This is a genomic window from Phocaeicola acetigenes (assembly GCF_027529745.1).
GTDB classification, from domain to species: Bacteria; Bacteroidota; Bacteroidia; order Bacteroidales; family Bacteroidaceae; genus Phocaeicola; species Phocaeicola acetigenes.
On sequence record NZ_JAPZVM010000001.1, the window covers coordinates 260,966 to 286,243 of the forward strand.

At 41.6% G+C, this 25,278-nt stretch carries 24 protein-coding genes, 1 tRNA gene and 1 riboswitch; of the genes, 7 read left to right on the forward strand and 18 right to left on the reverse strand.

Translation table 11 applies throughout. From position 1 onward, the window contains the following. Positions 1–100: 100 nt before the first annotated feature. The 7 genes from O6P32_RS01095 to rfbA form a co-directional block, all read right to left on the reverse strand. On the reverse strand, positions 101–1,048 hold the full coding sequence (locus O6P32_RS01095) for an alpha/beta hydrolase (protein WP_269876363.1): 948 nt from the start codon (positions 1,046–1,048) through the stop codon (positions 101–103). Positions 1,049–1,058: 10 nt separating this feature from the next. Then, on the reverse strand, positions 1,059–1,802 hold the full coding sequence (locus O6P32_RS01100; protein ID WP_269876364.1) for a shikimate dehydrogenase family protein: 744 nt from the start codon (positions 1,800–1,802) through the stop codon (positions 1,059–1,061). Between the two features lie 32 nt (positions 1,803–1,834). Then, positions 1,835–2,575 (reverse strand): bifunctional demethylmenaquinone methyltransferase/2-methoxy-6-polyprenyl-1,4-benzoquinol methylase UbiE, encoded by a 741-nt coding sequence (gene ubiE / locus O6P32_RS01105; protein WP_269876365.1) that lies wholly within the window; start codon positions 2,573–2,575, stop codon positions 1,835–1,837. A 75-nt stretch (positions 2,576–2,650) separates the two neighbouring features. Further along, complete coding sequence (locus tag O6P32_RS01110) at positions 2,651–3,598, reverse strand: phosphoribosylaminoimidazolesuccinocarboxamide synthase (protein WP_269876366.1); 948 nt, start codon at positions 3,596–3,598, stop codon at positions 2,651–2,653. Positions 3,599–3,627: 29 nt separating this feature from the next. Beyond that, on the reverse strand, positions 3,628–4,626 hold the full coding sequence (locus tag O6P32_RS01115; protein WP_269876367.1) for a PhoH family protein: 999 nt from the start codon (positions 4,624–4,626) through the stop codon (positions 3,628–3,630). Next, a complete protein-coding gene (rfbC, locus tag O6P32_RS01120) occupies positions 4,623–5,195 on the reverse strand; it encodes a dTDP-4-dehydrorhamnose 3,5-epimerase (protein ID WP_178266160.1) in 573 nt (190 codons plus the stop codon). The genes O6P32_RS01115 and rfbC overlap by 4 nt, the downstream gene beginning before the upstream one ends. A 23-nt stretch (positions 5,196–5,218) precedes the next feature. After that, a complete protein-coding gene (gene rfbA, locus O6P32_RS01125; RefSeq protein WP_269876368.1) occupies positions 5,219–6,100 on the reverse strand; it encodes a glucose-1-phosphate thymidylyltransferase RfbA in 882 nt (293 codons plus the stop codon). Between the two features lie 130 nt (positions 6,101–6,230). On the opposite strand from rfbA, the gene O6P32_RS01130 reads away from it, so the two are divergent. Together O6P32_RS01130 and O6P32_RS01135 are read left to right on the forward strand one after the other, a co-directional pair. Next, positions 6,231–6,572 (forward strand): hypothetical protein, encoded by a 342-nt coding sequence (locus O6P32_RS01130; protein ID WP_269876369.1) that lies wholly within the window; start codon positions 6,231–6,233, stop codon positions 6,570–6,572. A 15-nt stretch (positions 6,573–6,587) separates the two neighbouring features. Continuing rightward, positions 6,588–7,712 carry a glutathionylspermidine synthase family protein gene (locus tag O6P32_RS01135; RefSeq protein ID WP_269876370.1) on the forward strand — a complete coding sequence of 375 codons (1,125 nt, stop codon included), beginning with the start codon at positions 6,588–6,590 and terminating at the stop codon, positions 7,710–7,712. A 294-nt stretch (positions 7,713–8,006) separates the two neighbouring features. Here O6P32_RS01135 and O6P32_RS01140 read toward each other — a convergent pair. Continuing rightward, a tRNA-Cys gene (locus O6P32_RS01140) sits at positions 8,007–8,078 on the reverse strand. 269 nt (positions 8,079–8,347) lie between these two features. Here O6P32_RS01140 and ileS point away from each other — a divergent pair. The 5 genes from ileS (at position 8,348) to O6P32_RS01165 (ending at position 14,290) form a co-directional block, all read left to right on the forward strand. Continuing rightward, complete coding sequence (gene ileS / locus O6P32_RS01145; protein WP_269876371.1) at positions 8,348–11,836, forward strand: isoleucine--tRNA ligase; 3,489 nt, start codon at positions 8,348–8,350, stop codon at positions 11,834–11,836. Between the two features lie 66 nt (positions 11,837–11,902). Then, on the forward strand, positions 11,903–12,283 hold the full coding sequence (locus O6P32_RS01150; protein WP_178266155.1) for a TraR/DksA family transcriptional regulator: 381 nt from the start codon (positions 11,903–11,905) through the stop codon (positions 12,281–12,283). Between the two features lie 117 nt (positions 12,284–12,400). Continuing rightward, entirely contained in the window at positions 12,401–13,045 is a 645-nt protein-coding gene (locus O6P32_RS01155) for a lipoprotein signal peptidase (RefSeq protein WP_269876372.1), read from the forward strand. Then, positions 13,038–13,943: a DUF4296 domain-containing protein gene (locus tag O6P32_RS01160; RefSeq protein WP_178266153.1), complete on the forward strand. Its 906-nt coding sequence runs from the start codon at positions 13,038–13,040 to the stop codon at positions 13,941–13,943. Before O6P32_RS01155 ends, O6P32_RS01160 begins: the two co-directional genes overlap by 8 nt. 2 nt (positions 13,944–13,945) lie before the next feature. After that, a complete protein-coding gene (locus tag O6P32_RS01165) occupies positions 13,946–14,290 on the forward strand; it encodes a hypothetical protein (RefSeq protein ID WP_269876373.1) in 345 nt (114 codons plus the stop codon). A 66-nt stretch (positions 14,291–14,356) separates the two neighbouring features. Here O6P32_RS01165 and O6P32_RS01170 read toward each other — a convergent pair whose 3' ends face one another. The 10 genes from O6P32_RS01170 to xylE form a co-directional block, all read right to left on the reverse strand. Further along, positions 14,357–16,006, reverse strand: a complete 1,650-nt coding sequence (locus tag O6P32_RS01170; protein ID WP_269876374.1) for a B12-binding domain-containing radical SAM protein — start codon at positions 16,004–16,006, stop codon at positions 14,357–14,359. A 73-nt stretch (positions 16,007–16,079) separates the two neighbouring features. Then, positions 16,080–17,018, reverse strand: a complete 939-nt coding sequence (locus O6P32_RS01175; RefSeq protein WP_178266150.1) for a ribose-phosphate pyrophosphokinase — start codon at positions 17,016–17,018, stop codon at positions 16,080–16,082. A 109-nt stretch (positions 17,019–17,127) separates the two neighbouring features. Beyond that, the gene (locus O6P32_RS01180; RefSeq protein ID WP_178266149.1) at positions 17,128–17,736 is read right to left on the reverse strand and encodes a thiamine phosphate synthase; all 609 of its coding nucleotides are present in this window, start codon (positions 17,734–17,736) and stop codon (positions 17,128–17,130) included. A 44-nt stretch (positions 17,737–17,780) separates the two neighbouring features. Then, the gene (locus tag O6P32_RS01185; RefSeq protein ID WP_269876375.1) at positions 17,781–18,473 is read right to left on the reverse strand and encodes a HesA/MoeB/ThiF family protein; all 693 of its coding nucleotides are present in this window, start codon (positions 18,471–18,473) and stop codon (positions 17,781–17,783) included. Between the two features lie 128 nt (positions 18,474–18,601). Then, positions 18,602–19,720 (reverse strand): 2-iminoacetate synthase ThiH, encoded by a 1,119-nt coding sequence (gene thiH / locus O6P32_RS01190; RefSeq protein ID WP_178266147.1) that lies wholly within the window; start codon positions 19,718–19,720, stop codon positions 18,602–18,604. Between the two features lie 38 nt (positions 19,721–19,758). Then, a complete protein-coding gene (gene thiC / locus O6P32_RS01195) occupies positions 19,759–21,450 on the reverse strand; it encodes a phosphomethylpyrimidine synthase ThiC (protein WP_178266146.1) in 1,692 nt (563 codons plus the stop codon). Between the two features lie 22 nt (positions 21,451–21,472). Next, positions 21,473–22,252: a thiazole synthase gene (locus O6P32_RS01200; RefSeq protein ID WP_178266145.1), complete on the reverse strand. Its 780-nt coding sequence runs from the start codon at positions 22,250–22,252 to the stop codon at positions 21,473–21,475. A 72-nt stretch (positions 22,253–22,324) separates the two neighbouring features. Then, positions 22,325–22,945: a thiamine phosphate synthase gene (locus tag O6P32_RS01205; protein WP_269876376.1), complete on the reverse strand. Its 621-nt coding sequence runs from the start codon at positions 22,943–22,945 to the stop codon at positions 22,325–22,327. 6 nt (positions 22,946–22,951) lie between these two features. Then, the gene (gene thiS / locus O6P32_RS01210) at positions 22,952–23,152 is read right to left on the reverse strand and encodes a sulfur carrier protein ThiS (protein WP_178266143.1); all 201 of its coding nucleotides are present in this window, start codon (positions 23,150–23,152) and stop codon (positions 22,952–22,954) included. 65 nt (positions 23,153–23,217) lie between these two features. After that, a riboswitch (TPP riboswitch) is annotated at positions 23,218–23,316 on the reverse strand. A 411-nt stretch (positions 23,317–23,727) separates the two neighbouring features. After that, positions 23,728–25,215, reverse strand: coding sequence for a D-xylose transporter XylE (xylE, locus tag O6P32_RS01215; protein WP_178266142.1), 1,488 nt, complete (start codon positions 25,213–25,215; stop codon positions 23,728–23,730). Positions 25,216–25,278 lie beyond the last annotated feature (63 nt).

The window sequence follows — 25,278 nt, forward strand, 5'->3', positions numbered from 1 at the left end:
GACCTTTTCAACTTTTACACACGCTTCTTGCTTTCACCTGTTTTTCTATTCCAATTACAACTAGAAAAGTTATACGATTATATAAGAGAAAACCTGATTGCTAATCTATATATTTTTCTACAAAGGAACGGACACGATGAGTATATTCTTCAGGTTCATTCAGGTAAGACTCGGCATGAGCAGTCTGAGGAACAATCCACAAATCCTTAGGTTCCGGCTTGGCTTTATAGACTTTATAGACCATCCACGTAGGAACGTAATCATCTTTATCACCGTGAATAAACAACATCGGTTTCTGGCATTTTTCTACCTGTCGGAGTGCAGAGGCTTCATGGAAATTCCAACCATTCTGCCAATCACACAAGATACTTGCTGTATATAGTAAAGGAAACGCAGGAAGACCAAATTGTGACTTTAATTCTTTTTTGAACTGATCCCATACGCTGGTGTATCCACAGTCTTCTACAAAACAAGATATATAATCGGGCAACGGCTCTCCAGATACCATCATAGTGGTAGCAGCACCCATTGAAATACCGTGTACTACAGCTTTCAGAGAATCGCCAAAGAGGGAAGGAGCTGTATCAATCCATTGCATTACATCCTTACGGTCCAACCATCCCATTTGTATGGCATCACCTTCACTTAATCCTGTATAGCGCAAATCGGGCAACAAGATATTATAGTCGAGTGAGTGATTGTAAAGATAACCTATATGAAACATGCGGATCGCATTATCTGTATACCCATGAACAATCACTGCCGTATGTCGGGTAGGACGGGAAGCGTATGCGTAAAAAGCATGCAGACGGATACCATCCGGAGCTGTAATAAAAGTATCACGCAGAGCATGATGGTGCTGCAAGCTGTCTATCCAAGGGGTGATATGAGGATAGGTCTGTTTCATATATTGCATAGATCCTTCCATATCTTTTCCCCGGTTGACGGGTCGTAGGGAGTAATCAATCATATAAAGACTTCCACCAACTATACTTCCCAAGAGTACCAGTATGATTATACCGATAACTCCAATTCGTTTTTTATTCATAGATGTTCTGTTATTGATTCCAGATTTCCCATGCTCCAAAAGCTTGCAAAAGCAACATCTCAAGACCGTTCTTTACTACAGCACCTTGTTCTGCTCCTTTTCTCATAAAAAGAGTTGTGTCTGGATTATAAAGCAAGTCGTATAGCAAATGCTTGGGAGTAAGGCAGTGATAAGGAATATGCGGATATTCATCGGCCTTAGGATACATACCTACGGGAGTACAATTTACAATGACCTTATATTCTTCCATTAATTCCGGAGTCAGTTCCTCGTAAGTAATGGTAGTTTCATTATGTCGTCCTCTTGATACAAAAAGGCATTCCAATCCTAATTTCTTCAATCCGTGATATACAGCTTTCGAAGCTCCTCCAGTACCCAATATTAACGCTTTGGTATGATAGGGTTCCAATAACGGTTCTATTGAACGAGTAAATCCAATCACATCAGAATTATAACCAATCAATTTATGCTTTCCGTTTACAAGTTTTAGTTTGATGACATTGACAGCTCCAATTCCGGCAGCATCCGAGTCTAATTCATCCAGATACGGAATCACTTGTTCTTTATAAGGGATAGTCACATTAAGTCCAGCTAAATCCGGATTTTCGGCAATGATCTTGGGAAAGTCGTTGATAGTAGGAATCTCGAAATTAACATATTCGGCATTAATCTTTTCGGATGCAAACTTTTCATTAAAGAAATTTCTTGAGAAAGAATGTCCAAGCGGATAGCCGATTAAACCGTATTTTTTCATCGCTGTATTAAACTTTAAAAAGAAACAAAATATTATTTGGTTGCAAAATAAAGTGTACAAGTTCCCATTGTCAACCGTTTGAATTCTACTTGGCTGAATCCTGCTTTACGGATGATTTTCTGCATTACTTCTCCTTGAGGGAATGCTTTGATAGACTCGGGAAGATAAGTATAGGCACTTTTGTCCTTAGAGAAAAGTTTACCCAAAGTTGGTATCACAATTTTGGAGTATAAGGCATACAACTGTTTCATTGGGAACCATTCAGGTTCAGACAATTCAAGAATAACCAAATGTCCCCCCGGCACCAATACACGATACATTTCTTTCAAACCTTGATCTAGATTTTCAAAATTACGGATACCAAATGCCACGGTAATAGCGTCGAAACGATTGTCGGAGAAAGATAAAGCAGTACAGTCTTCTTTAGCAAACGAAATTTGCCGGTCCAGTTTTTCCCGCTTTACTTTTTCACGCCCTACATTCATCATACCTTCCGATATATCCGTCCCGATAAGTTCCTGAGGCTGCAATATACGGCAGGCTTGTATAGCAAAGTCTCCAGTTCCGGTAGCTACATCCATCATATGTTGCGGATGGAAAGGTCTCAGTCGGTTAATCGCCTTCTTACGCCAGCTTTTGTCGATGCCTAAAGAAAGCATATGGTTCAAGTTATCGTATGCAGGAGCAATGGTGTCGAACATCTTTTCTACTTGTACAACTTTGCTTTCATCTTCATTATAAGGTTTGATTTTTTCTTGTGGATACTGAGACATGGATAAAGAGATTTAATAAAACAAATGCAGAGGATAAAGCAGTATGGCCTTACCCCCTGCATATTAAAAACAGATTTATTTTGTAAGATATTCGGTTACGTTCTTTTCGATACGTGCTGCAATACTATCAGTATCTGCCTTTACAAAAGTTTCGCCTGTGATGTGCTCATACAATTCGATGTAGCGTTCGCTGATAGAATTTACAATTTCCGGAGTCATTTCAGGAACTTGCTGACCTTCTTTACCCTGGAAACCGTTTGCCATCAACCATTCGCGTACAAACTCTTTAGACAACTGTTTCTGAGGTTCACCTTTTTCGAAACGGTCTTGATATCCTTCTGAATAGAAGTAACGGCTTGAATCTGGTGTATGAATTTCGTCCATCAAATAGATTTCTCCGTTATGCTTACCGAATTCATACTTAGTATCTACCAAAATCAATCCACGTTCTGCAGCCATCTGAGTACCACGTTCGAACAAAGCCAAAGTATATTTCTCCAGCAATTCGTATTCTTCCGGAGTTGCCAGTCCCTGAGCAAGAATTTCTTCTTTAGAAATATCTTCATCATGCAAGCCCATTTCAGCCTTTGTGGTCGGAGTAATGATAGGATGAGGGAATTTTTCATTTTCACGCATACCTTCAGGAAGAGTTACGCCACAAATTTCACGTACACCACTTCTGTAAGCACGCCATGCGCTACCACACAAGTAGCCACGAACAATCATTTCTACAGGAAAACCTTTACACATAACTCCCACTGTAACCATAGGGTCTGGAGTTGCCAGTTTCCAGTTAGGACAGATATCTGTTGTTGCATCCAGGAACTTAGCTGCAATCTGATTCAGCATTTGTCCTTTATAAGGTATACCTTCAGGCAATACGACATCGAATGCTGAGATACGGTCGGTTGCTACCATTACCAGCTTTTCATCATTGATGTTATACACATCGCGTACTTTTCCATGATAGACACTTTTCTGACCAGGAAAATTGTAATCTGTTTTTGTTAATGCTTTGCTCATATCCTTTTATTGTTTAGTTATGAATAAGATTATTTATTGGGTTCTTCAGTTGTAGTTGTTTTCACTTTAGTTTTGACGCGTTCCGCCTTTTCTTTTTCCTCAAACTTCTCGTATGCTTCTACAATACGGGTTACCAGCTTATGGCGAACAATATCCTTTTTGTTCAGTTCAATGAAGCTGATACCTTTCACACCCTTCAGAATTTTCATGGCCTGTACAAGACCCGATGTTTGTGAAGAAGGCAAGTCGATCTGTGTCATATCTCCAGTCACAATCATCTTGGTATTCATACCCATACGGGTAAGAAACATTTTAATCTGTTGAGTGGTAGTGTTTTGTGCTTCATCCAGAATGACTACCGCATCGTTGAGTGTACGTCCACGCATAAATGCAAGAGGGGCTATCTGAATGATATTCAATTCCATATATTCTTTCAGTTTTGCTGCTGGAATCATGTCTTGCAATGCATCGTACAGAGGTTGCAGATAGGGGTCGATTTTGTCTTTCATATCACCGGGAAGAAAACCTAACTTTTCTCCCGCTTCTACAGCCGGACGGCTAAGAATGATTTTCTTTATTTCCTTATTCTTTAAGGCACGCACAGCCAGTGCAATGGCCGTATAAGTTTTACCGGAACCTGCCGGACCAATTGCAAAAATCATATCGTTCTTGTCGAACTCTTTTACAAGCTTTTGCTGATTGGCGCTGCGGGAAGTAATGGGCTTTCCGGTCACACTATATACAATTACATCGTTGTTTGTTTCTGTCTGCGGCTTTTTACCCTTAACGATATCCAGTATAACTTCCTCGTTCAGCGAATTGTATTGCACACAATATTTTTCAAGTGCAAGAATCGCCTCTTCGAATGCACACATTTCTTCTTCATCACCCATTACTTTAATGACATTGCCTCGTGCTACCACTCTCAGTTTAGGGAACAAGGCCTTTATCATTTGTATATTGGTATTGTTGATACCATAAAAAATAACGGGGTCTATATCTTCTAATACAATATGTTTCTCAATCATTTGTATAAATCTTCATTATAATCAAACAGCCATTCGGCATCTTCTAAAAACGGATGATGCTTATCTTTTTCAGACAAGATAACTTTGTCGGAAGGTATGCGCCAGTCTATTCCTAAAGCCGGATCATTCCATGCAATGGCTCCTTCACTTTGTGGTGCATAAAAATTGTCGCATTTGTATTGGAAAATAACTTCATCAGTCAGTACACTGAATCCGTGGGCAAATCCCCTTGGTATAAAAAACTGAAGATGATTATCTTCGCTTAATTCTACGGCTACATGTTTTCCAAAAGTAGGAGAGCCTTTACGAATATCTACAGCCACATCCAGCACTGCTCCCTTTATGACACGTACCAGTTTGCTTTGTGCAAAAGGTGGTTTCTGAAAATGCAATCCTCTCAATACTCCATAGCTTGATTTGCTCTCATTATCTTGTACAAAATGTATATTCCGTACTTGAGTATTAAAATCTCGCTCCGAAAAAGATTCAAAAAAATACCCGCGAGCATCTTCGAATATTCTCGGCTTTATAATCAATACGTCTTTTATTTCAGTTTTTATAATTTCCATTATAATCAATGTCCTCTATCGGCTTATTTTACTTCTTCTATGAGTTTCAATAAATATTGTCCATATGGATTCTTTTGCATAGGCAATGCCAATTCGCGTACTTTATCCGCAGAAATCCATCCCTGACGAAAAGCAATATCTTCCAGACAAGCAATTTTCAAGCCCTGCCGCTTTTCAATCACTTCAATATAAGTAGCAGCTTCGGCCAATGAATCGTGCGTACCTGTATCCAGCCAGGCAAACCCTCTTCCCAATGTCTGCACTTTCAGCTTTTCTTCAGCGAGAAAAATTTGGTTTACAGTCGTTATTTCCAATTCTCCACGTGCTGAAGGCTTAATACCTTTTGCTATCTCAATTACTTTATTAGGATAAAAATACAGACCGGTTACTGCATAGTTCGATTTTGGACAAGCTGGTTTTTCTTCAATGGAAAGACAATTTCCTTCATCATCAAAATCGGCAACACCATATCGTTCCGGATCGCTCACCCAATAACCAAAGACAGTAGCCTTATCTTCTTTTTCTGCAGTACGAACGGCCTCTTTCAGCATTTCAGTAAACCCGTTCCCTTGAAAAATATTGTCGCCCAAGACTAAACACACAGAATCGGTTCCTATAAACTTCTCACCAATGAGAAAAGCCTGTGCCAATCCGTCTGGTGAAGGTTGTTCTGCGTATTCAAATTTTACCCCGAAATCGCTTCCATCTCCCAGCAGGCGTTCGAAATTAGGCAAATCATTTGGAGTAGAAATGATTAATATCTCACGTATACCGGCAAGCATCAGTACCGAAATGGGATAATAAATCATTGGCTTATCAAAGATTGGTAAAAGCTGTTTGGATACCCCTTTGGTAATAGGATAAAGTCGTGTTCCTGAGCCACCGGCTAAAACAATACCTTTCATGTTTACTTCATTAGAGATTTTGGTCTACAAAGTAAGAGTTTTTTTGTGTACTGACAAAGTTTTCCTATCGAAAATAGTATACTTCTAAAGATTCCCATATATTTGCATCCTGAATTTAAGTACCAAAAATATGAACAAACGACAATTTCTGATGGCTGCTATGTGTCTGATGGCTCTTGCCGGGTGCACTCAAAAAACAGAGCTACCAGAGAATCCTAAAGATCAGGAAGAATATAAAGACAGTCAGGGGAATAGCTGGATTTACAATGCCATGTTGATGCGTTGGGCACTGATGCCTTCACCTTTCAATGGCTTGACTACTACACATTATTATTATCCAAGCTCAAATTCATGGACAGATGCCAATGGAGCCCGCGTCAATCCTCCTTCAAAAGTAAATATAAAACCCTCTTCGAAATCGAGTGGTAAAGTGTTTGGAAGTAAACATCGTTCTTTCGGTGTATATGGATGATAAATAAAGAATGATATGGAAAGACTAAACACAATACCCCGTTCTGATTATAAGAATAAAATAGAGGCCTTGGGATTTGATTTTCACGGAAACTATTGGAGGGAAGAAGCATATTACCGATTTAATCCGAATGAAATAGAAGCAATAGAAAAAGCAACAGCAGAAGCTTATCGGATGTATTGTGAAGCGGCACAATATATTATTGAGGAAAAGCCGGAGTTTATGGAACGTATCCTTCGGATACCTCCTCAGGTGTGTGCACGTATCAAAGAATCCTGGGATAGAGATGAACTGAGTTTATACGGACGCTTTGATTTCCTGTTGGATGAGAACGGCATTCCTAAAATCTTGGAATTTAACGCTGATACACCGACTTCCCTGCTCGAAGCTTCTGTAATACAATGGCAGTGGAAAGAGGATATGTTCCCCGGGAGCGATCAGTATAATGGCATCCATGAAGGTCTTGTTCAATCGTGGAAAGATATTTTTCCCGCGGGCAGCGATATTCACTTCGCAGGCGTATTGGATGAACATGAAGATACCGGAACGCTGCAATATCTGGCAAGTACTGCCATGGAAGCAGGTTTCTCTACCCGCGTTTTGGATATTAATGACATGGATTTGCAAGAAGGACGTTTCTACGACCCAAGCGGAGAGATGATAAAACAATGTTTCAAACTTTATCCGTGGGAGTGGATGGTAGATGAGAGCCCGGATGGGTGTTTGGCAGAAACAACATGGATAGAACCTATATGGAAACTGATTATGTCGAACAAAGCCATCCTGAGTGTATTGTTTGAATTGTTTCCGGATTCTCCCTATGTATTGCCATGTTACTTATCTCGTCCGCAGAGTGGAGTATTCTGTAAGAAGCCCGTATATTCCAGAGAAGGACATAATGTAAGTATTGTTGATATCCGCGAATGGAATGAGCAAGCCATCATCAAAGAAACAGAAGGGGAATATAACAACGGGGCATATGTTTACCAAGAGTATGTAAAACCTACCATGTATGGAGGTCGTTTCCCCGTATTGGGCTCGTGGGTAATAGGAGGGGAGCCCGCCGGATTGGGTATTCGGGAAAACAGTACGGAAATTACCGATAACCTTTCGGAGTTTATTCCGCATATTATTGGATAAATCTAAGTCACGGAATCTTATCTGAAAAAATAATTGAGCCATCACCAGGCAGGTTTCAACTGCTGAATGATGGCTCAACTATATGATAGCTATAAATCCATAATTCTATTCGCTTATTCTATCCGACGACGTCGGATAGATAATTGACGTCGCCGAATATACAGCCATCGCCGTTGGCTGTGCAGCCAACGGCGATGATTAAAACTTCCGACGCTTATCATCACCTTCTGTTTCTATTCCATTATGTCCTTCATGCAATAAAAAAAGGCAAGCGTCACAGACACTTGCCTTTCGAGGTTCCTGGCGGATTCGAACCGCCGTACACGGTTTTGCAGACCGCTGACTAAGCCACTCATCCAAGGAACCAGTACTTGTTTTCTTGATTTCGCTTGCAAAGGTACGACTATTTTTGAAACCTGCAATACTTTGAACGAAAAAAAATCTTTCAAGACGCTTTTTCCTATTTTATCTGCTTTTTGCCTACAATTTGAGCACAAGTAACCTTGTTTTAAATCTTATTTACGTAATACTCTTCGTTTTGTTTTCCTTATATCTATTTTTCTTTTAAATTTGCAGCCTAAATTTAAGGATGTTGTACCCTTATATGTAAAGAACTTAATAAAAATAACATAACTATGAGTAAGAAATTCACAGAATATTCACAGCTCAATTTATCAGAAGTCAATAAAGAAGTTCTGAAGAAATGGGATGAGAATGACGTATTCTCTAAAAGTATGACAGAACGTGAAGGTCATCCTTCATTTGTTTTCTACGAAGGCCCTCCTTCTGCCAATGGTATGCCGGGTATTCACCACGTAATGGCTCGTACCATTAAAGATACATTCTGCCGTTTTAAAACCATGAAAGGTTTTCAGGTAAAACGTAAAGCAGGATGGGATACTCACGGATTGCCAGTAGAACTGGGTGTAGAAAAAGCTTTAGGTATTACCAAAGAGGATATCGGAAAGACGATTTCTGTGGCAGATTACAACAAACACTGCCGTACAGATGTCATGAAATTTACAAAAGAGTGGACAGACCTTACTCATAAAATGGGATATTGGGTAGATCTTGACAATCCTTATATTACTTACGACAACCGTTACATTGAAACCTTGTGGTGGTTGCTGAAACAGTTGTACAACAAAGGTCTGCTGTATAAAGGATATACTATCCAGCCTTATTCTCCGGCAGCAGGTACCGGACTTAGTTCACACGAGTTGAATCAGCCGGGTTGCTACCGCGATGTAAAAGATCTGACTGTAGTAGGTCAGTTCAAAATGAAGAACCCGAAACCTGAAATGGCAGAATGGGGAACTCCTTATTTCATCGCATGGACCACTACTCCTTGGACACTGCCTTCAAATACTGCATTGTGTGTAGGACCGAAAATCGATTATGTAGCTGTACAGACTTACAATGGATATACCGGCGAAAAGATGACTGTCGTTCTTGCCAAACCATTGTTGTATGCTCACTTCAATAAAAAGGCAGAAGAACTGGCTTTGGAAGATTATAAACCGGGCGATAAGCTGATTCCGTTCAAAGTGGTAGGCGAATATAAAGGTACAGATTTGGAAGGTATGCAGTACGAACAGCTGATTCCATGGGTTAAACCGGTAGAAGCTACTGAAGACGGAAGCTGGAAAGAAGCAGCAGACAAAGCATTCCGCGTAATTCTGGGTGATTATGTAACAACTGAAGACGGTACAGGTATCGTACACATTGCACCGACTTTTGGTGCCGATGACGCCAATGTAGCACGTGCAGCGGGCATTCCTTCTTTGTTTATGATTAATAAGAAGGGAGAAACCCGTCCGATGGTCGATTTGACTGGTAAATTCTATCTTATCGAAGAACTGGATGACGCTTTTGTTAAAGAATGCGTAGATGTAGAAAAATATAAAGAATACCAGGGACGTTGGGTTAAGAATGCATACGATCCTCAGTTCACTGTAGATGGTAAATACGATGAAAAAGCTGCACAGGCTGCAGAATCATTGGATGTATACATCTGCATGATGATGAAGCAGAACAATCAGGCATTCAAGATCGAAAAGCATGTACACAACTACCCACACTGCTGGCGTACAGATAAACCTGTATTGTATTATCCGCTCGACAGTTGGTTTATCCGTTCTACTGCTGCCAAGGAACGCATGATTGAATTGAACAAAACAATCAACTGGAAACCGGAATCTACAGGAACAGGACGTTTCGGTAAATGGTTGGAAAACCTGAACGACTGGAACTTGAGCCGTTCGCGTTATTGGGGAACTCCGCTTCCTATCTGGCGCAGCGAAGAAGGTGAAGAAATCTGTATCGGTTCTGTAGAAGAATTGTACAATGAAATAGAAAAATCGGTTGCTGCCGGTTTCATGACAGAAAACCCATATAAGAAACTGGGATTTGTACCGGGACAATACGATAAAGAAAATTACGAAAAGATTGACTTGCATCGTCCGTATGTAGACGATATCGTATTGGTATCTGCTTCTGGTAAACCGATGAAGCGTGAAACCGACCTTATCGATGTATGGTTCGATTCAGGAGCTATGCCTTATGCGCAGCTGCACTATCCGTTCGAAAACAAGGAAATCGTAGACAACCGCTCTTATTATCCGGCCGATTTCATCGCGGAAGGTGTTGACCAGACTCGTGGATGGTTCTTTACTCTGCATGCAATTGCTACTATGGTATTCGACAGCGTAGCTTATAAAAATGTAATCTCTAACGGATTGGTACTCGACAAGAACGGTAACAAGATGTCGAAACGTTTGGGTAATGCGGTCGATCCATTCGAAACTATCGAGAAATTCGGTTCAGACCCACTTCGTTGGTATATGATAACCAACTCTTCACCTTGGGATAACTTGAAGTTCGACAAGGAAGGAGTAGACGAAGTTCGTCGTAAATTCTTCGGTACTTTATACAATACATATTCATTCTTTGCATTGTATGCCAATGTAGACGGATTCTGCTATGCAGAAGAGGAAGTACCGATGGAAGAACGTCCGGAAATCGACCGTTGGATTCTGTCATTACTAAACTCATTGATTAAAGATGTGGATGCTTGCTACAACGATTATGAACCGACAAAAGCAGGCCGTTTGATCAATGACTTCGTAAATGATAACTTGAGTAACTGGTACGTACGTCTGAACCGTAAACGTTTCTGGGGAAGCAGCATGTCAACAGATAAATTGTCTGCTTACCAGACATTGTATACCTGCCTCGAAACAGTAGCCAAACTGATGGCTCCTATTGCTCCGTTCTATGCAGACCGTCTTTATATGGATCTGATTGCTGCAACAGGACGCGACAATGTGGTATCTGTACACCTTGCCAACTTCCCGGTAGCCGACGAATCACTTATTAATAAGGAATTGGAAGCACGTATGCAAATGGCTCAAGATGTAACTTCTATGGTATTGGCTTTACGCCGTAAAGTAAATATCAAAGTTCGTCAGCCACTGCAGTGTATTATGATTCCGGTTATCGACGAAGCACAGAAACTTCATATCGAAGCTGTAAAAGATCTGATCATGAGCGAAGTCAATGTGAAAGAAATCCGCTTCGAAGAAGGAGCATCGGGCATGTTGGTGAAGAAAGTGAAATGTGACTTCAAGAAGTTGGGTCCGAAGTTTGGCAAACAGATGAAAGCCGTAGCTGCTGCTGTTGCAGGAATGTCACAGGAAGCTATTGCTGAATTGGAAAAGAACGGTCAGTATACATTCGCACTCGAAGGTGGAGAAGCTACCGTAGAAGCAGCTGATGTAGAAATCTTCAGTGAAGATATTCCGGGCTGGCTGGTTGCCAACGAAGGCACACTTACTGTAGCTTTGGAAGTAACTGTTACCGATGAATTGCGCCGCGAAGGTATTGCCCGTGAACTGGTTAACCGTATTCAGAATATCCGCAAGAGCAACGGTTTTGAAATAACAGATAAGATAAATATCACTTTATCTAAAAATTCAAAAACAGACGATGCGGTAAATGAATATAATAATTATATTTGCAACCAAGTTTTAGCAAATTCACTGGAACTGGCAGATGAAGTTGCAGAAGGAACAGAACTGAACTTCGATGACTTCTCATTATTTGTAAAAGTGACAAAGTTGTGATATGAACCTATTCACTCAGTCTTCGGACTGAGTGAATACTATTATTAATTTTAAAACCTAATTACTATGGCTGAAAAAACGAGATACTCTGACGCAGAACTTGAGGAGTTCCGTGCCATTATTATGGAAAAGCTTCAATTGGCTGAACGCGACTACGAGAAACTGAAAGGGAGTATAATGAACACAGACGGCAATGACACTGATGACACATCACCTACCTATAAAGTATTGGAAGAAGGTGCAAATACATTGTCGAAAGAAGAAACGACTCGTCTGGCTGCACGACAACTTAAATTTATTCAGAATTTGCGTGCCGCACTGGTGAGAATTGAAAACAAAACTTATGGAATTTGCCGTGAAACCGGTAAATTGATTCCTGCTGAAAGACTTCGTGCTGTACCACATGCTACATTAAGCATTGAAGCAAAGCAGCAAGGAAAGAGATAATATTTTTAAATTGACAATTGATAATAGACAGTTGGCAATTTCCATGCAGACAAGAGGTATGGCTTGATTGTGGATTGTTTAATTATCAATTGTCAATTGTCAATTTAAAAAGAACGTATGAGGAAATTTCTGACACAAGGACGTCTGGCAACCCTAATCGTAATAGCGGTATTGGTCATTGACCAGATTATCAAAATTGCAGTAAAAACCAATATGTATCTGTACGAAGACATACACATTGCAGATTGGTTTCAAATAAAATTTGTAGAGAACAGCGGAATGGCTTTCGGACTTGAAGTCATATCTAAACTATTTCTTACTTTATTCCGTATTGTTGCCGTAATAGCTATTACCTGGTATCTTCATAAAATAATCAAAATTCATCGTTATGTAAAAACAGGATTTATTGTCTGTCTGTCACTGATTCTTGCCGGTGCATTGGGCAATATCATCGACTGTGTATTTTATGGAGAAATATTCAGTGCCAGTACACCTTCCGAAATTGCTACCTGGGTACCTTTAGGAGAGGGATATGCAGACTGGTTACATGGGAAAGTGGTAGATATGTTCTATTTCCCAATTATTGATACATTCTGGCCCGATTGGATGCCGTTGGTAGGAGGAGACCGCTTTATCTTCTTCAGTCCTATCTTCAATTTTGCTGATGCTGCTATCAGCTGTGGTATGATTGCAATGCTGATCTTTTACAGCAACTACTTGAGCAAAGGTATAAACGCTAACGAAGACAAAGAGAATGAATAAACGTATCAGTCAGATTGCTATGCTGGCCCTGTTGACAGGAATGATCAGCTGCGGGAAAAAAGTTCCTAAAGACATCATTCAGCCGGATGCAATGGAAAATCTGTTATATGATTACCATTTGGCATCTACGGTTGCTAATGATTTACCTTATTCCGATCACTATAAAAAGGGGGCATATTTGAAATATGTCTTTGAGAAACATCATGTCACAGAGGCAGAATTCGACTCTTCCATGGTATGGTATACTCGAAATAGCAAAGAATTAGCAACTATTTACCAGAATTTGCAACAGCGCTTTGAAGCTTCAGAGCTACAACTGAAAGCACAGGGTAATCGGCAAGGAACACAGACTGCTGTTTTCCTGTCGGGAGATACTGTAGACATCTGGCAGGATCGTTCTTTATATTGGCTGTCCGCTTCACCGCTTACTAACAAGGTGACATTCGACTTGAAGGCTGATACAACTTTCAAACCGAAAGATGCAATTGCATTGATGGCCGATTTCCACTTCATGCCTCAGATAGCCGATGCCAAGGCAGTCATGGCTCTCAACTTTTACTTCGATAACGATAGCGTGCAGGGATTGACCCAAACAGTATCGGGTTCGGGAACACAACGCTTGTATTTGCAACCGGATTCAGCTTATAACATAAAAAACATTAGTGGTTTTATTTATTACACTGCCGGACAAAATTCGAAAGGAAGTGTATTGTTGAATCAAATTCGACTGATGCGCTATCATGATACAGGCAAAGAAAGCACTGACAAAAAGCCAAAGGAAGTTGAAAAGATTGCAGCGAAATCAATTGAAATGCAAGAAAGCAATAAAGAAGTAAAGCAAAAAGCATCTGAAAAAATGAAACCAATGAAACTCCAGAAAATGGAGAGTGTAGAATAAGAATGAGAAAGATAGCTACACACCGGGTATATGATGCGGAAAGCGGAAAAATTTCCTTACAGCAGGTCGTGGAGTTGGACGAACAAGGATATGTATTAAAAATGTATTCCTTTTCTGAGGAAATACGTTATACCGAATGGCTGGGAGATCTTATAATACTATCTCCTTTGGAATTGCCCAAAATTCTTCCGGATGAGAGCTTTTCTCATTTTAAAGAACGTATTGCATCCCTCGTCCAATCGGAAGGAAAGGAGAGTCCTAAAAAGGCTTATTGGATGACTCCTTTCAATGTTTCTGAAATGGAATTTACTTCAGATACGCATGTGATAGTATGCAAGTCTATATAAAAAAGAATCCCAATATTGAATTTATGCACATGAAGTGCACAGATTGATATCGGGATTCTTTTTTATTTACTCCTTTATCTGATAGGAAAAAGCCTTAAAAAGAGGTTTGGTTTGCTGAGTTTCTGTATCGAATCCAAACCAATATGAAACAGGGGTATCTTCTGTAGCAGGCAATAGGCACAAACGCATTCCTTCCCGATATTCTCCGTACACGGTTTCCCAGTCGGAAACAGGATACACATGTTTGGTACGAACTCGTGATGCCGGCTGTTTTTTCAATGACATACCACCTTCTATCCAGGCAAGACTGACAGCAGTTTCGTATTGAGGATACTCAGCTTTACAGAATTCATATAGAATCACTCCACGTCTCTCCAGTCCAAGAGGTTGGTCTATAACACCAATAGCAGTTAGATATGCTAGAAAACGGTGAAGGAAATCAGATTGCTCCACAATTAACTTACGTGTAACCTGTTGCCAGACTTTCGCATTATAAAATCCGTCCAGCAATCTGGAAAGCAAACGTGCAATCTGAAGTTCATCCGCACTGATTTCATTAGTTTGTAATACCTCATACGGTGGAAGAGGAGAGTAACAAATACCCAATTCTGCTGCTCTTGCCCGCATTTCTGTTCCCGGCAACAGTTTCAATGATTCAAGTTGTATTTCTCCAGCTCCATATTCGGCAAGTGTACGTACATCTTCAAATATTTCGTCCAGGCGATAAAGCGGAAGGCCGGCTATCAAATCGGCATGCGTTTCCATCTGAGGCAACGAACATAAAAATTTTAATCCTTCTAAAGCATCTTCCAATTTACCGGCACGGCGGCTTGTTGTCAACACCTCCTGACGTAAACTTTGTATACCTGCTTCCAGATGAAGTAATCCGTAGGGCATTTGTTTTAACTCTTCTTTCAAAGCATCAGAAAGAAGCGCCGGATGAATTTCTAAATGAAAGTGTATATCAGGATATTGACAAAACAAATTCAGCAATGCTTTGGCATGACGAATATTATAATTAAAAGTACGATCCAATACCCGGATATTCTTTATTCCGTGCCGATGAATTTCTTCAATACGGCGTCCAATTGCTTCTACAGACAGGTTTCTGACCGGTTTTTCCCCTCCACTGACACAGAATGCACACGTATTAAAACATCCTCGTGTAGTTTCCAGCTGCACAAAGGGTTTCTCCCAATTGAAAAAACGGCTTTGTTCCGGATTAACCAATGTATCAAATGCCAAAACCTTCGCCAAACCATTGTCTCTATATACATGCAAAGAATCGAGGTAACATATACCGGAAATAGAAGCCCATTCTTCCGGCCTGTTCCAACACATCAGCCATTGCGGTACTACTTCCTCACCTTCACCCCGGAATACACAATCTACAAAAGAATTCCGGCGGAGAAAATCTTCATTATCCCCCAAAAACTCCGGGCCTCCTAATGCAATGCAACATTCCGGTATCAGCGCTTTGACCCTTGAAAGAATGTGTAAAAGCATTTCGTGATTGAACAGCCAACAAGTAGCAGCTACAATATCGGGATGCCGGCGATAAATTTCTCCTGCTATCATACCAGGATTTTCATTAATAGTAGCCGAAACAATATCCCATTCCCATGCAGTGTTATTCGCAACCTGTGCATGGATTGCAGGAAGCGCAAGAGAGGAGTGTGCGTAAGAGCTGTTCAAGTCAAGCCAGAGTATTTTCATATTCGTATAAAAAGAAAAAAGGATTTGTCGAAGCCATAAGACTCCGACAAATCCCTATATTAGTGATAAGCTATTACAGTAAGTACTGTGAGCTGATAGATTCGTTAGTCATCACGCGGCGGATAGTTTCAGCAAACATATCTGCGATAGAAAGCTGTTTAACTTTTGCGCAACGGTTTGAATAAGGAATACTGTCTGTAAATACCATTTCTTCCAACTGTGAGTTCTGCACACGTTCTGAAGCAGGACCTGACATCACACAGTGAGTAGCAATTGCACGTACAGATGTTGCACCAGCTTCTTTCATGATGTCGGCAGCTTTTGTAATAGTACCTGCAGTATCTACCATATCGTCGATCAAGATTACATTCTTATCTTTTACATCTCCGATAATCTGCATAGAAGCTACAACGTTTGCTTTTTCACGAGTTTTGTGGCACAATACCAAAGGTACATCCAAATACTTGGCATAAGTGCTGGCGCGCTTAGAACCACCTACATCTGGAGTTGCAATTACCAGGTTCTCCAAATTCAGTGACTGAATATATGGAGCAAAAATGGTAGATCCGTACAAGTGGTCTACAGGAATATCAAAGAATCCCTGAATCTGATCTGCATGCAAGTCCATAGTAATCAGACGGTCGATACCTGCTACGCTCAGCAAGTTAGCAACCAATTTAGCACCAATTGAGACACGTGGTTTGTCTTTACGGTCCTGACGAGCCCATCCGAAATAAGGAATTACAGCGATGATACTTTTTGCAGATGCACGCTTGGCAGCGTCAATCATCAGCAACAATTCCATCAGGTTGTCTGAATTAGGGAACGTAGACTGAACCAAGAATACATGTTGACCACGAATTGATTCTTCGTACGATACGGCAAATTCGCCGTCTGCAAAATGAGTAATGTTCATGTTACCCAGCGGGCAGCCTAAACTATTACAAATTTTCTCTGCGAGGTATCTCGAGTTTGTACCCGAAAATACTTTAAAAGGTGATGTTTCGCTCATTGTATATTATAATAGATATAATTTCCTTAATTTTTCTGCAAAGTTACGCCATTTCTTTAAGTCATACAAATGTTAATTAGAAAACTTTAAACGATTCCTTCATGTATAATTAATCAGCTAATCGTTTTAGTTTTCTAAAATGCGTAATCAACTCCTGATAATTAAAGTCGACATTGGGATTAAACTTATTCCAGATATCACCAAGTACAGCAACTCCTCCAAATCCAAAATCTTTTATTTGCAGGATATTGTCTTCATTTATACCTCCCAAAGCTATTACCCGTTGATCAATAATATCGGCCTTGACCGCCTTTCTGATCTCTTCTGGTGTATAATTCGATTTATAACCTTCTTTGGAAATACTGTCGAATATAGGACTGAGAAATACGTAATTAAAATCTTTCTTCCGTTCCTCTACCTCCTGAATAGAATGACAGGAAGTACTGATATGCCCTGTATAATTAAGAGGAGGGGTAGGATTACGATGATTTAAATGAATTCCTTTCAACCCATATTCATCCTTTAGGTAGAAATGACCGTGCACAACGATTCTTTTTCTGTATTTTTCAGGAATCAGTGTCAACAATCGTTCTGCATAAACCGGGGCTGTATCAGGTTTACGCAAATGAAGAATATCCAGTCCTTCTTCAAAGAGAGAGGTAATAATTTTGTCTTCTTCTACGAAGTATGTAGGCGTTGTTATTAATATTAATTTCATTGGAAATCTAAATTGTGGCGCAAAGGTAGCAATAATCCCAATCTTTACAACAAAATTAGATAGCTTTCAAGTGTCTTCAGGTCGATTTGCCATAGCTTTCCGCTCAGAACTTCACCATAACCGCAAATAATCTTTACGACTTCATTGGCTTCGGCGCATCCTACCAGTCCGGGAGTAACCCCTAAGACTCCTTTGGGAGGGGCAGGCATGGAAAGCATCTCTTGTTCATCGGGGAAAAGGTCGCGATAGGTCTTTCCTCCCTGATAATTGAATACAGATACTTGCCCGTCGAAAGCACGGATGGCACCATATACATAGATTTTTCCCAACTGTACACACGTATCATTAATCAGATAACGGGTTGCAAAATTATCGCATCCGTCTACAATGATGTCGTAATCGGAGAAAATTTGAAGTACATTGTGTGAAGTAAGACGTTCCGGATAGGCTTTTACCTGAATATTGCTGTTCAGTGCTTTCAAGCGTGTACATGCTTGTAGTGCCTTGGACATACCGACTTCATGCTCCGTATAGAGCACCTGACGCTGAAGATTACTTACGCTTACTACATCGTCGTCTATCACGCCCAGTGTGCCTACTCCTGCTCCAGCCAGGTAAAGCGCGACAGGGCTTCCCAGCCCTCCGACACCTACAATTAAGACACGGGCCTGTCTTAATTTTTCTTGTCCTTCTTCTCCTATCTCAGGGAGAATCATCTGACGATTATATCGTTCCATAATCAATCTTTATACTGGTATTAGTATTACATAAACAGTCTTTCTGACTGCATAGAGAACAGATTAGAAGCGGAGATTCTGTATTGGCAGACAATCCCCGCTTCTGATGAACTGTAAATTTCAAGCAGTTAGAAACGGTCGAAGGAAGCATCCCAATCCTTCCATACCGGTTCACGTCCTAACTTACGCAAGGCACTTTCTACTTCTACGGCAGTACGGTCGTCACTAATGTGGAATTGTTCCAATGCCTGCGGATAAGTATAATAACCTCCGGGTTCGGTCTTGCTCTCTGCACTCATTGTAGTTACCCCCAATGTCGCCATATTGTCACGGATGTTCGCCGGTTCGCGAGTAGAGTAGGAGATATCCACATCGTGGTCGAAGATACGCATTGCAAAAGTCACCTGTGCCAGTTCGCGGTCGCTCATGATGACATTGGGCTGGAAGCCTTCGTTTTCTGCCGGACGCATACGAGGGAAGTTTACACTGTATTTGGTCTTCCAGTAATGCTTCTGCAGATAACGCAAGTGACGAGCCATCATTGTAACATCAGTACGCCAGTCTTCCAGACCAATCAATACTCCCATACCTATAGAGTGTACACCAGCCTGTCCCATACGGTCGAATCCATCTACACGCCATTCAAATTTTGATTTCATACCACGCGGATGATAAATACGATAGCGGTCGCGATTGTATGTTTCCTGGAAACAAATGACTCCATTCAGCCCATGATTAACCAATTCGGCATATTCTTCTGCCTTAAGCGGCATCACCTCTATCTTGAGGTTTGAGAAATAAGGCTTCGCCAGATCAAGTGCACGAGCCAGATAAGGAACACCTGCTTTTGCAGGATTCTCTCCAGTCACCAGCAACAGATTCTCAAAAGGGCCCAGTTTCTTGATGGCACGATATTCATTCTCTATCTCTTCGGGTGTAAGAATGGTACGAGCCATCGGGTTACTGATGTGAAAACCACAATATACACACGAATTGGTGCATGAGTTTGTCAAATACAAAGGGATAAAGAGCGACATGGTCTTACCAAAACGCTCTTCGGTATATTTGCGGCTGAGTTGTGCCATAATCTCCAGATACGGTTCTGCCGCAGGTGATATCAGCGCCATGAAGTCGTCAATGTCACAGCGCTCTTTTGTTAAAGCACGACGTACGTCGGCTTCTGTTTTCGAATAGATGGCATGGGTAGTGTCATCCCAACTTATTTTTTCTAATTCTTCTGAAAACATAATGTAATTTTAGTTTACAGTCAATGTCGTGTTGTTTATTACCGGTTTACTTCCTTTAAATCGCGTGAAAGTTTCATGGCGCAGAAGTTCGGTCCACACATGGTACAATATTCTCCATCGGTATGACGGCCTTCGTTGAAATATTCCAAAGCGCGGTCCGGATCGAGTGACAGATGGAACTGGTCTCTCCAGCGGAATTCGTAACGCGCTTTCGACAAGGCATTGTCTCTGACCTGTGCCCCCGGATGTCCTTTGGCAAGATCGGCCGCATGAGCTGCAATCTTGTATGTGATGACTCCTGTGCGTACATCTTCACGGTTCGGAAGTCCGAGATGTTCTTTCGGAGTCACGTAGCAAAGCATGGCAGTTCCCAGCCATCCGATTTGTGCAGCTCCAATGGCCGAAGTGATATGGTCGTATCCCGGAGCAATGTCTGTAACCAGAGGGCCCAGAGTATAGAAAGGTGCGTTGTGGCATTTCTCAATCTGGCGCTGCATGTTTTCCTGGATTTTATGCAAAGGTACATGACCCGGACCTTCAATGAATGCCTGTACATTCTTTTCCCATGCACGTACCACCAGTTCGCCCATGGTATCCAGTTCGGCGAACTGTGCTTCGTCGTTGGCGTCGGCAATAGAACCGGGACGCAACCCGTCGCCCAGTGATACAGCCACGTCGTAACGGGCCAGGATGTCGCAAATATCATCAAAATGTTCGTAAAGGAAAGATTCCTGATTATGTACAAGACACCACTTGCTCATGATAGAGCCCCCACGGCTCACAATACCGCAAAGACGTTTGTCGGCCAAGTGTACATTGTGCAGACGGATACCCGCATGAATGGTAAAGTAGTCTACACCCTGTTCGCACTGCTCAATCAGCGTATCGCGATAAATCTCCCACGTCAGGTCTTCTACACGTCCGTTTACCTTTTCGAGTGCCTGATAAATAGGTACTGTACCTACCGGCACCGGACAGTTGCGTACAATCCATTCGCGTGTTTCGTGAATGTTATCTCCTGTAGAAAGATCCATCAGCGTATCACCGCCCCATTTGCAGCTCCATACCGCTTTATCCACTTCTTCGTCGATGCTTGAGGTGGTTGCCGAATTACCGATATTGGTATTGATTTTTACAAGGAAAGCACGTCCGATAATCATCGGTTCGCTTTCCGGATGGTTGATGTTGGCAGGAAGTACGGCACGGCCGGCGGCAATCTCATCACGAACGAACTCCGGTGTAATGTAAGTCTCGATTCCCAGTTCGCGGCAATTCATGTTTTCGCGAATGGCTACATATTCCATTTCCGGAGTTACAATACCCTGTTTGGCATAATACATCTGTGTACAGCATTTGCCTTCTTTTGCCCGATAAGGCAAAGCGATATGTTCGAAACGCAAATGATCCAACGATTTGTCGTCACGACGTTTCTTGCCATATTCGGATGTGATGGAAGGAAGTTGTTCCACATCACCGCGGGAAGTAATCCATTCCTCTCTCATTCGCGGCAAACCTTTCTTCAGATCAATCTTTATCGACGGATCGCTGAACGGACCGCTAGTATCGTAAATATACACAGGTGCATTCGGAGTAATCACCTTTTCTCCGTTTTCGATAGTGACAGTAGGAGTCAGGTTGACCTTCTGCATACCTACACGTACGAAAGGATACATTGTTCCTTGCATGTAGGCTTTCTCTGCATGAGCATATGCTTTTTTATCTTTTTCCATAAATTGTGGTTTGCTAAATAGATTATTTTTCGTTTAAGAACGCAGTCAGAGGAGATGACGCTGATGCGGTGAAGTCAATACTTTGGATACCCAATCCGGCTTCGTAGGCACGACGACCGGCTATTACCGCTTCGCTGAATGCCTTAGCCATTTCAACCGGATTTCCGGCCACAGCAATAGCTGTATTCACCAGGCAAGCCGCTGCACCCATTTCCATTGCTTCGGCTGCATGGCTTGGCGCACCGATACCGGCATCGACTACAACAGGAACATTACTCTGCTCGATGATGATGCGCAGAAAATCGCGTGTCTGCAATCCCTTGTTGCTACCGATTGGAGCAGCAAGCGGCATCACAGTTGCCGCACCGGCTTCTTCCAGACGTTTGCACAATGTAGGGTCTGCCTGGCAGTAGGGGAGTACCACAAAGCCTAATTTGACCAGTTCTTCTGTAGCACGCAAGGTTTCTGTAGAATCGGGCAACAAATAACGTGGGTCTGGATGGATTTCCAGTTTCAGCCAGTTGGTTCCGAAGGCCTCGCGAGCCATCTGTGCAGCAAATACAGCTTCTTCGGCTGTTCGTACACCAGAAGTATTAGGCAACAGTTGGATATGTGGGTGAACAATATGACGAAGCATATCGTCCTCTTTATCTTCCAATTCGATACGTTTCATAGCTACAGTTACCATTTCTGTACCTGAAGCCAGAATAGCTTCTTCCATCAATTGATTGGAGTTGAATTTTCCAGTTCCCAAGAACAAGCGGGAGTTAAATTCTTTTCCTGCAATAATCAGTTTTTCCATTTTATCTTGATTTAAATTTTTCTGTAATGATTCTACTGTACATACACATAAAGAGAAAACGCTGTCCCTTCATCATTCAGGGAGAAGTCCCAAAATACGGCGTGTTTCCTCTACCGGATTGTCGGCACGCAAAATGGTACCGCTTAATGCAATACCCGAGACTCCTGTCTGCATGATTTCCGGTATATCTTCGTAGGTGATTCCACCAATGGCCACAACAGGCAATTGGATATCAGCCTCTTTCATCCGATTCAAAATGTTGCGGTATCCTTCCAGGCCCAATACCGGACTCAGATTCTTTTTCGTCGTAGTAAAACGGAAAGGACCACATCCTATATAATTGGCACCTGCCGCATAATGCATCTGCACATCTTCGAAGGTATTCGCTGTTCCACCGATGATAAAGTCATTTCCCAATATCTTGCGGGCTTCGGCTATCGGCATATCGTTCTTACCCAGATGCACGCCATCTGCTTCAAGTTTTTTTACCAGTTCTACATGGTCGTCTATAATAAAAGTAGCTCCGTATTCACGACATAAAGCCTGCACACGTCTGGCTTCATACTCGAGTTCTTCGGGCGAAGCATCTTTCATGCGCAACTGAATCCAACGGCATCCACCTTCGAGTGCCATCCGTGCCGAATCGAAATAAGAATACCGGTCTGTAAAATGAGTGATGAATTGTAGTTTCATATCCTGTTACCCCCCGCATGCTGCTTTAATGATAACCAGACTGTCTCCCGGCTGGAGCACCTGTTCCTCCCACTGGGCACGAGGAATCATACGGTTGTGTAGCGCAATGGCTACTCCCTGTAAAGGTAATTCAAGTTGACGGGCAAGATCGGCAATGGTATTGCCTTGAATAAGATCTACCTCTTTGTTGTTTACTATAATCTTCATGTCGATACATTTTAAAAATTAAAGTAATACAAAGAAGGAACTTCCGGAAAACGGATATAAAAAAGATATAATCGAACAACAATCCCTCCGTTGGCATTAACCAAATCAGGTTCGTAGGGTATAATCTCAGCCCGTCATCTGGTTGGGCACCCCTTTGTTTTACTTCTTAGTCGCAAAGGTATACGAAAAGTTTGAGATAAAAAAGCGAATAATCATATTTCAACGAAAGGTTTCGATACGGTTCTGAGTGTAGTCGGCAGTATCACCTTCGGCAGACGATTTTTTTAAAAGGAATAAGATTCTCGTAAGTTTTTGTGATGAATCACGGTCTGCATCCAGCGTCGTCGGCTGTATAATTGCCGACGTCGGTTGACGAGCCAACGTCGCCGTTTTTATATCCGACGTCGTCGGATACAAAAGATGAATAGAACAACAAACATACTGCATCTGTGTAGTACATCCATTTTATTGCAGAGACAGCCTATAAAAAACAGATACCGATAAACTCCACCCAAAAGGAGTATCGGTATCTGTACTATTTTACCTGAATAACAAGATCTTTTTCCGCTTAGCTTCTACTTGTTTTGCTCTTGTCTGTTTTTCCACAAACGAGTCATGTCTTCCAATGTCTTTCCTTTGGTTTCGGGAACCAGTTTCCAGACAAATACGGCTGCTATAATACAAATCACACCATATAGGCCGTATACAAAAATATGTCCGAATTTTTCACCCATATCGCCTGCACTCATATTATACATCGGCAGGAAGGTGGACGATACAATGAAATTGAATATCCACTGGAAAGCTACGGCAATGGCAACAGCTGTACCACGCACTGTATTGGGGAAAATTTCAGAAATAAGTACCCAGCATATCGGACCCCAGCTGAACATGAAAGATGCGCTGTAAATCATAATACTGATCACCGGTATTAATGGAGAAATTCCTGTAGCCAGATTGCTGAAAGCAACACCTAAAGCTCCTACAGCCATACCGATAGAACCGCAAATCAGCAAAGGCTTACGTCCTAATTTCTCTACGGTAAACACAGCCAAAAGTGTAAATAAAATATTAACAACTCCCATGAAAACTGTTTGTACCATCGGATTGCCGATATTCATACTTTCGAAAATACGTGGAGCAAAATATAATACAGCATTGATACCCACTGCCTGCTGGAATACACTCAGCATAATGCCAATAAATATTACCAACCATCCGTAAGTAAAGAGTCGTTCTGTCTTAGTCTGTACGGTACCCTTGATATCGGCCAAAATTTGCTTGGCACGCTCACGACCGTTGATTTTCGTCAATACAGTCAGTGCCTCTTCATCATGTCCCGACATTACCAGATAACGTGGTGTTTTAGGTACAAACAGAATCAAGATAGTAAAAAGTCCGGCAGGTACTGCTTCGCTTACAAACATCTGTCTCCATCCGGTTTCGATAGCCCATGCTGCTGCATCCGGATTGATAACCTTGTTTACTCCTTCTACCACTTCGACAACAGGATTAACATTATCACCAAGAATGATAAAATTGACAAAATAAACTACCAGCTGTCCGAAGATGATAGCGAATTGATTCCACGAAACCAATGTACCTCGGATATTACTTGGAGCAACTTCGGCAATATACATCGGACAAAGAGCAGAGGCCAGTCCGACACCTACACCGCCCAATATACGGTAGAAATTGAAAGCCAGCAATAAAGAGTAAGAAGGTTCTCCATAAGAGAAAAAAAGAAACTCGGGATAGTATGAACCTAAAGCCGACAGAAAGAACATGATACCTGCCAGAAACAACGACTGCTTTCTGCCATAACGGGAAGCCAGACAACCCGAAATGGCACTACCTATGATACACCCTAAAAGAGCACTGGATGAAGTAATGCCATGCCATGTATCTGTATAAACAAAATCGTCTGCTCCCATGAAGAATGCCTGTAAGCCTTTTTCGGCTCCGGAAATCACCGCGGTGTCGTATCCAAACAGCAAGCCTCCCAATACGGCTACCATTACAATGGAAAAAAGATAGGTTTTACTTTTCTTTGCGTCATTCATAGTTATAAGATTGTTAAAAAGGTAAACGCCGGTACATATTACTGAAAGAGATCAGTCTGTAAA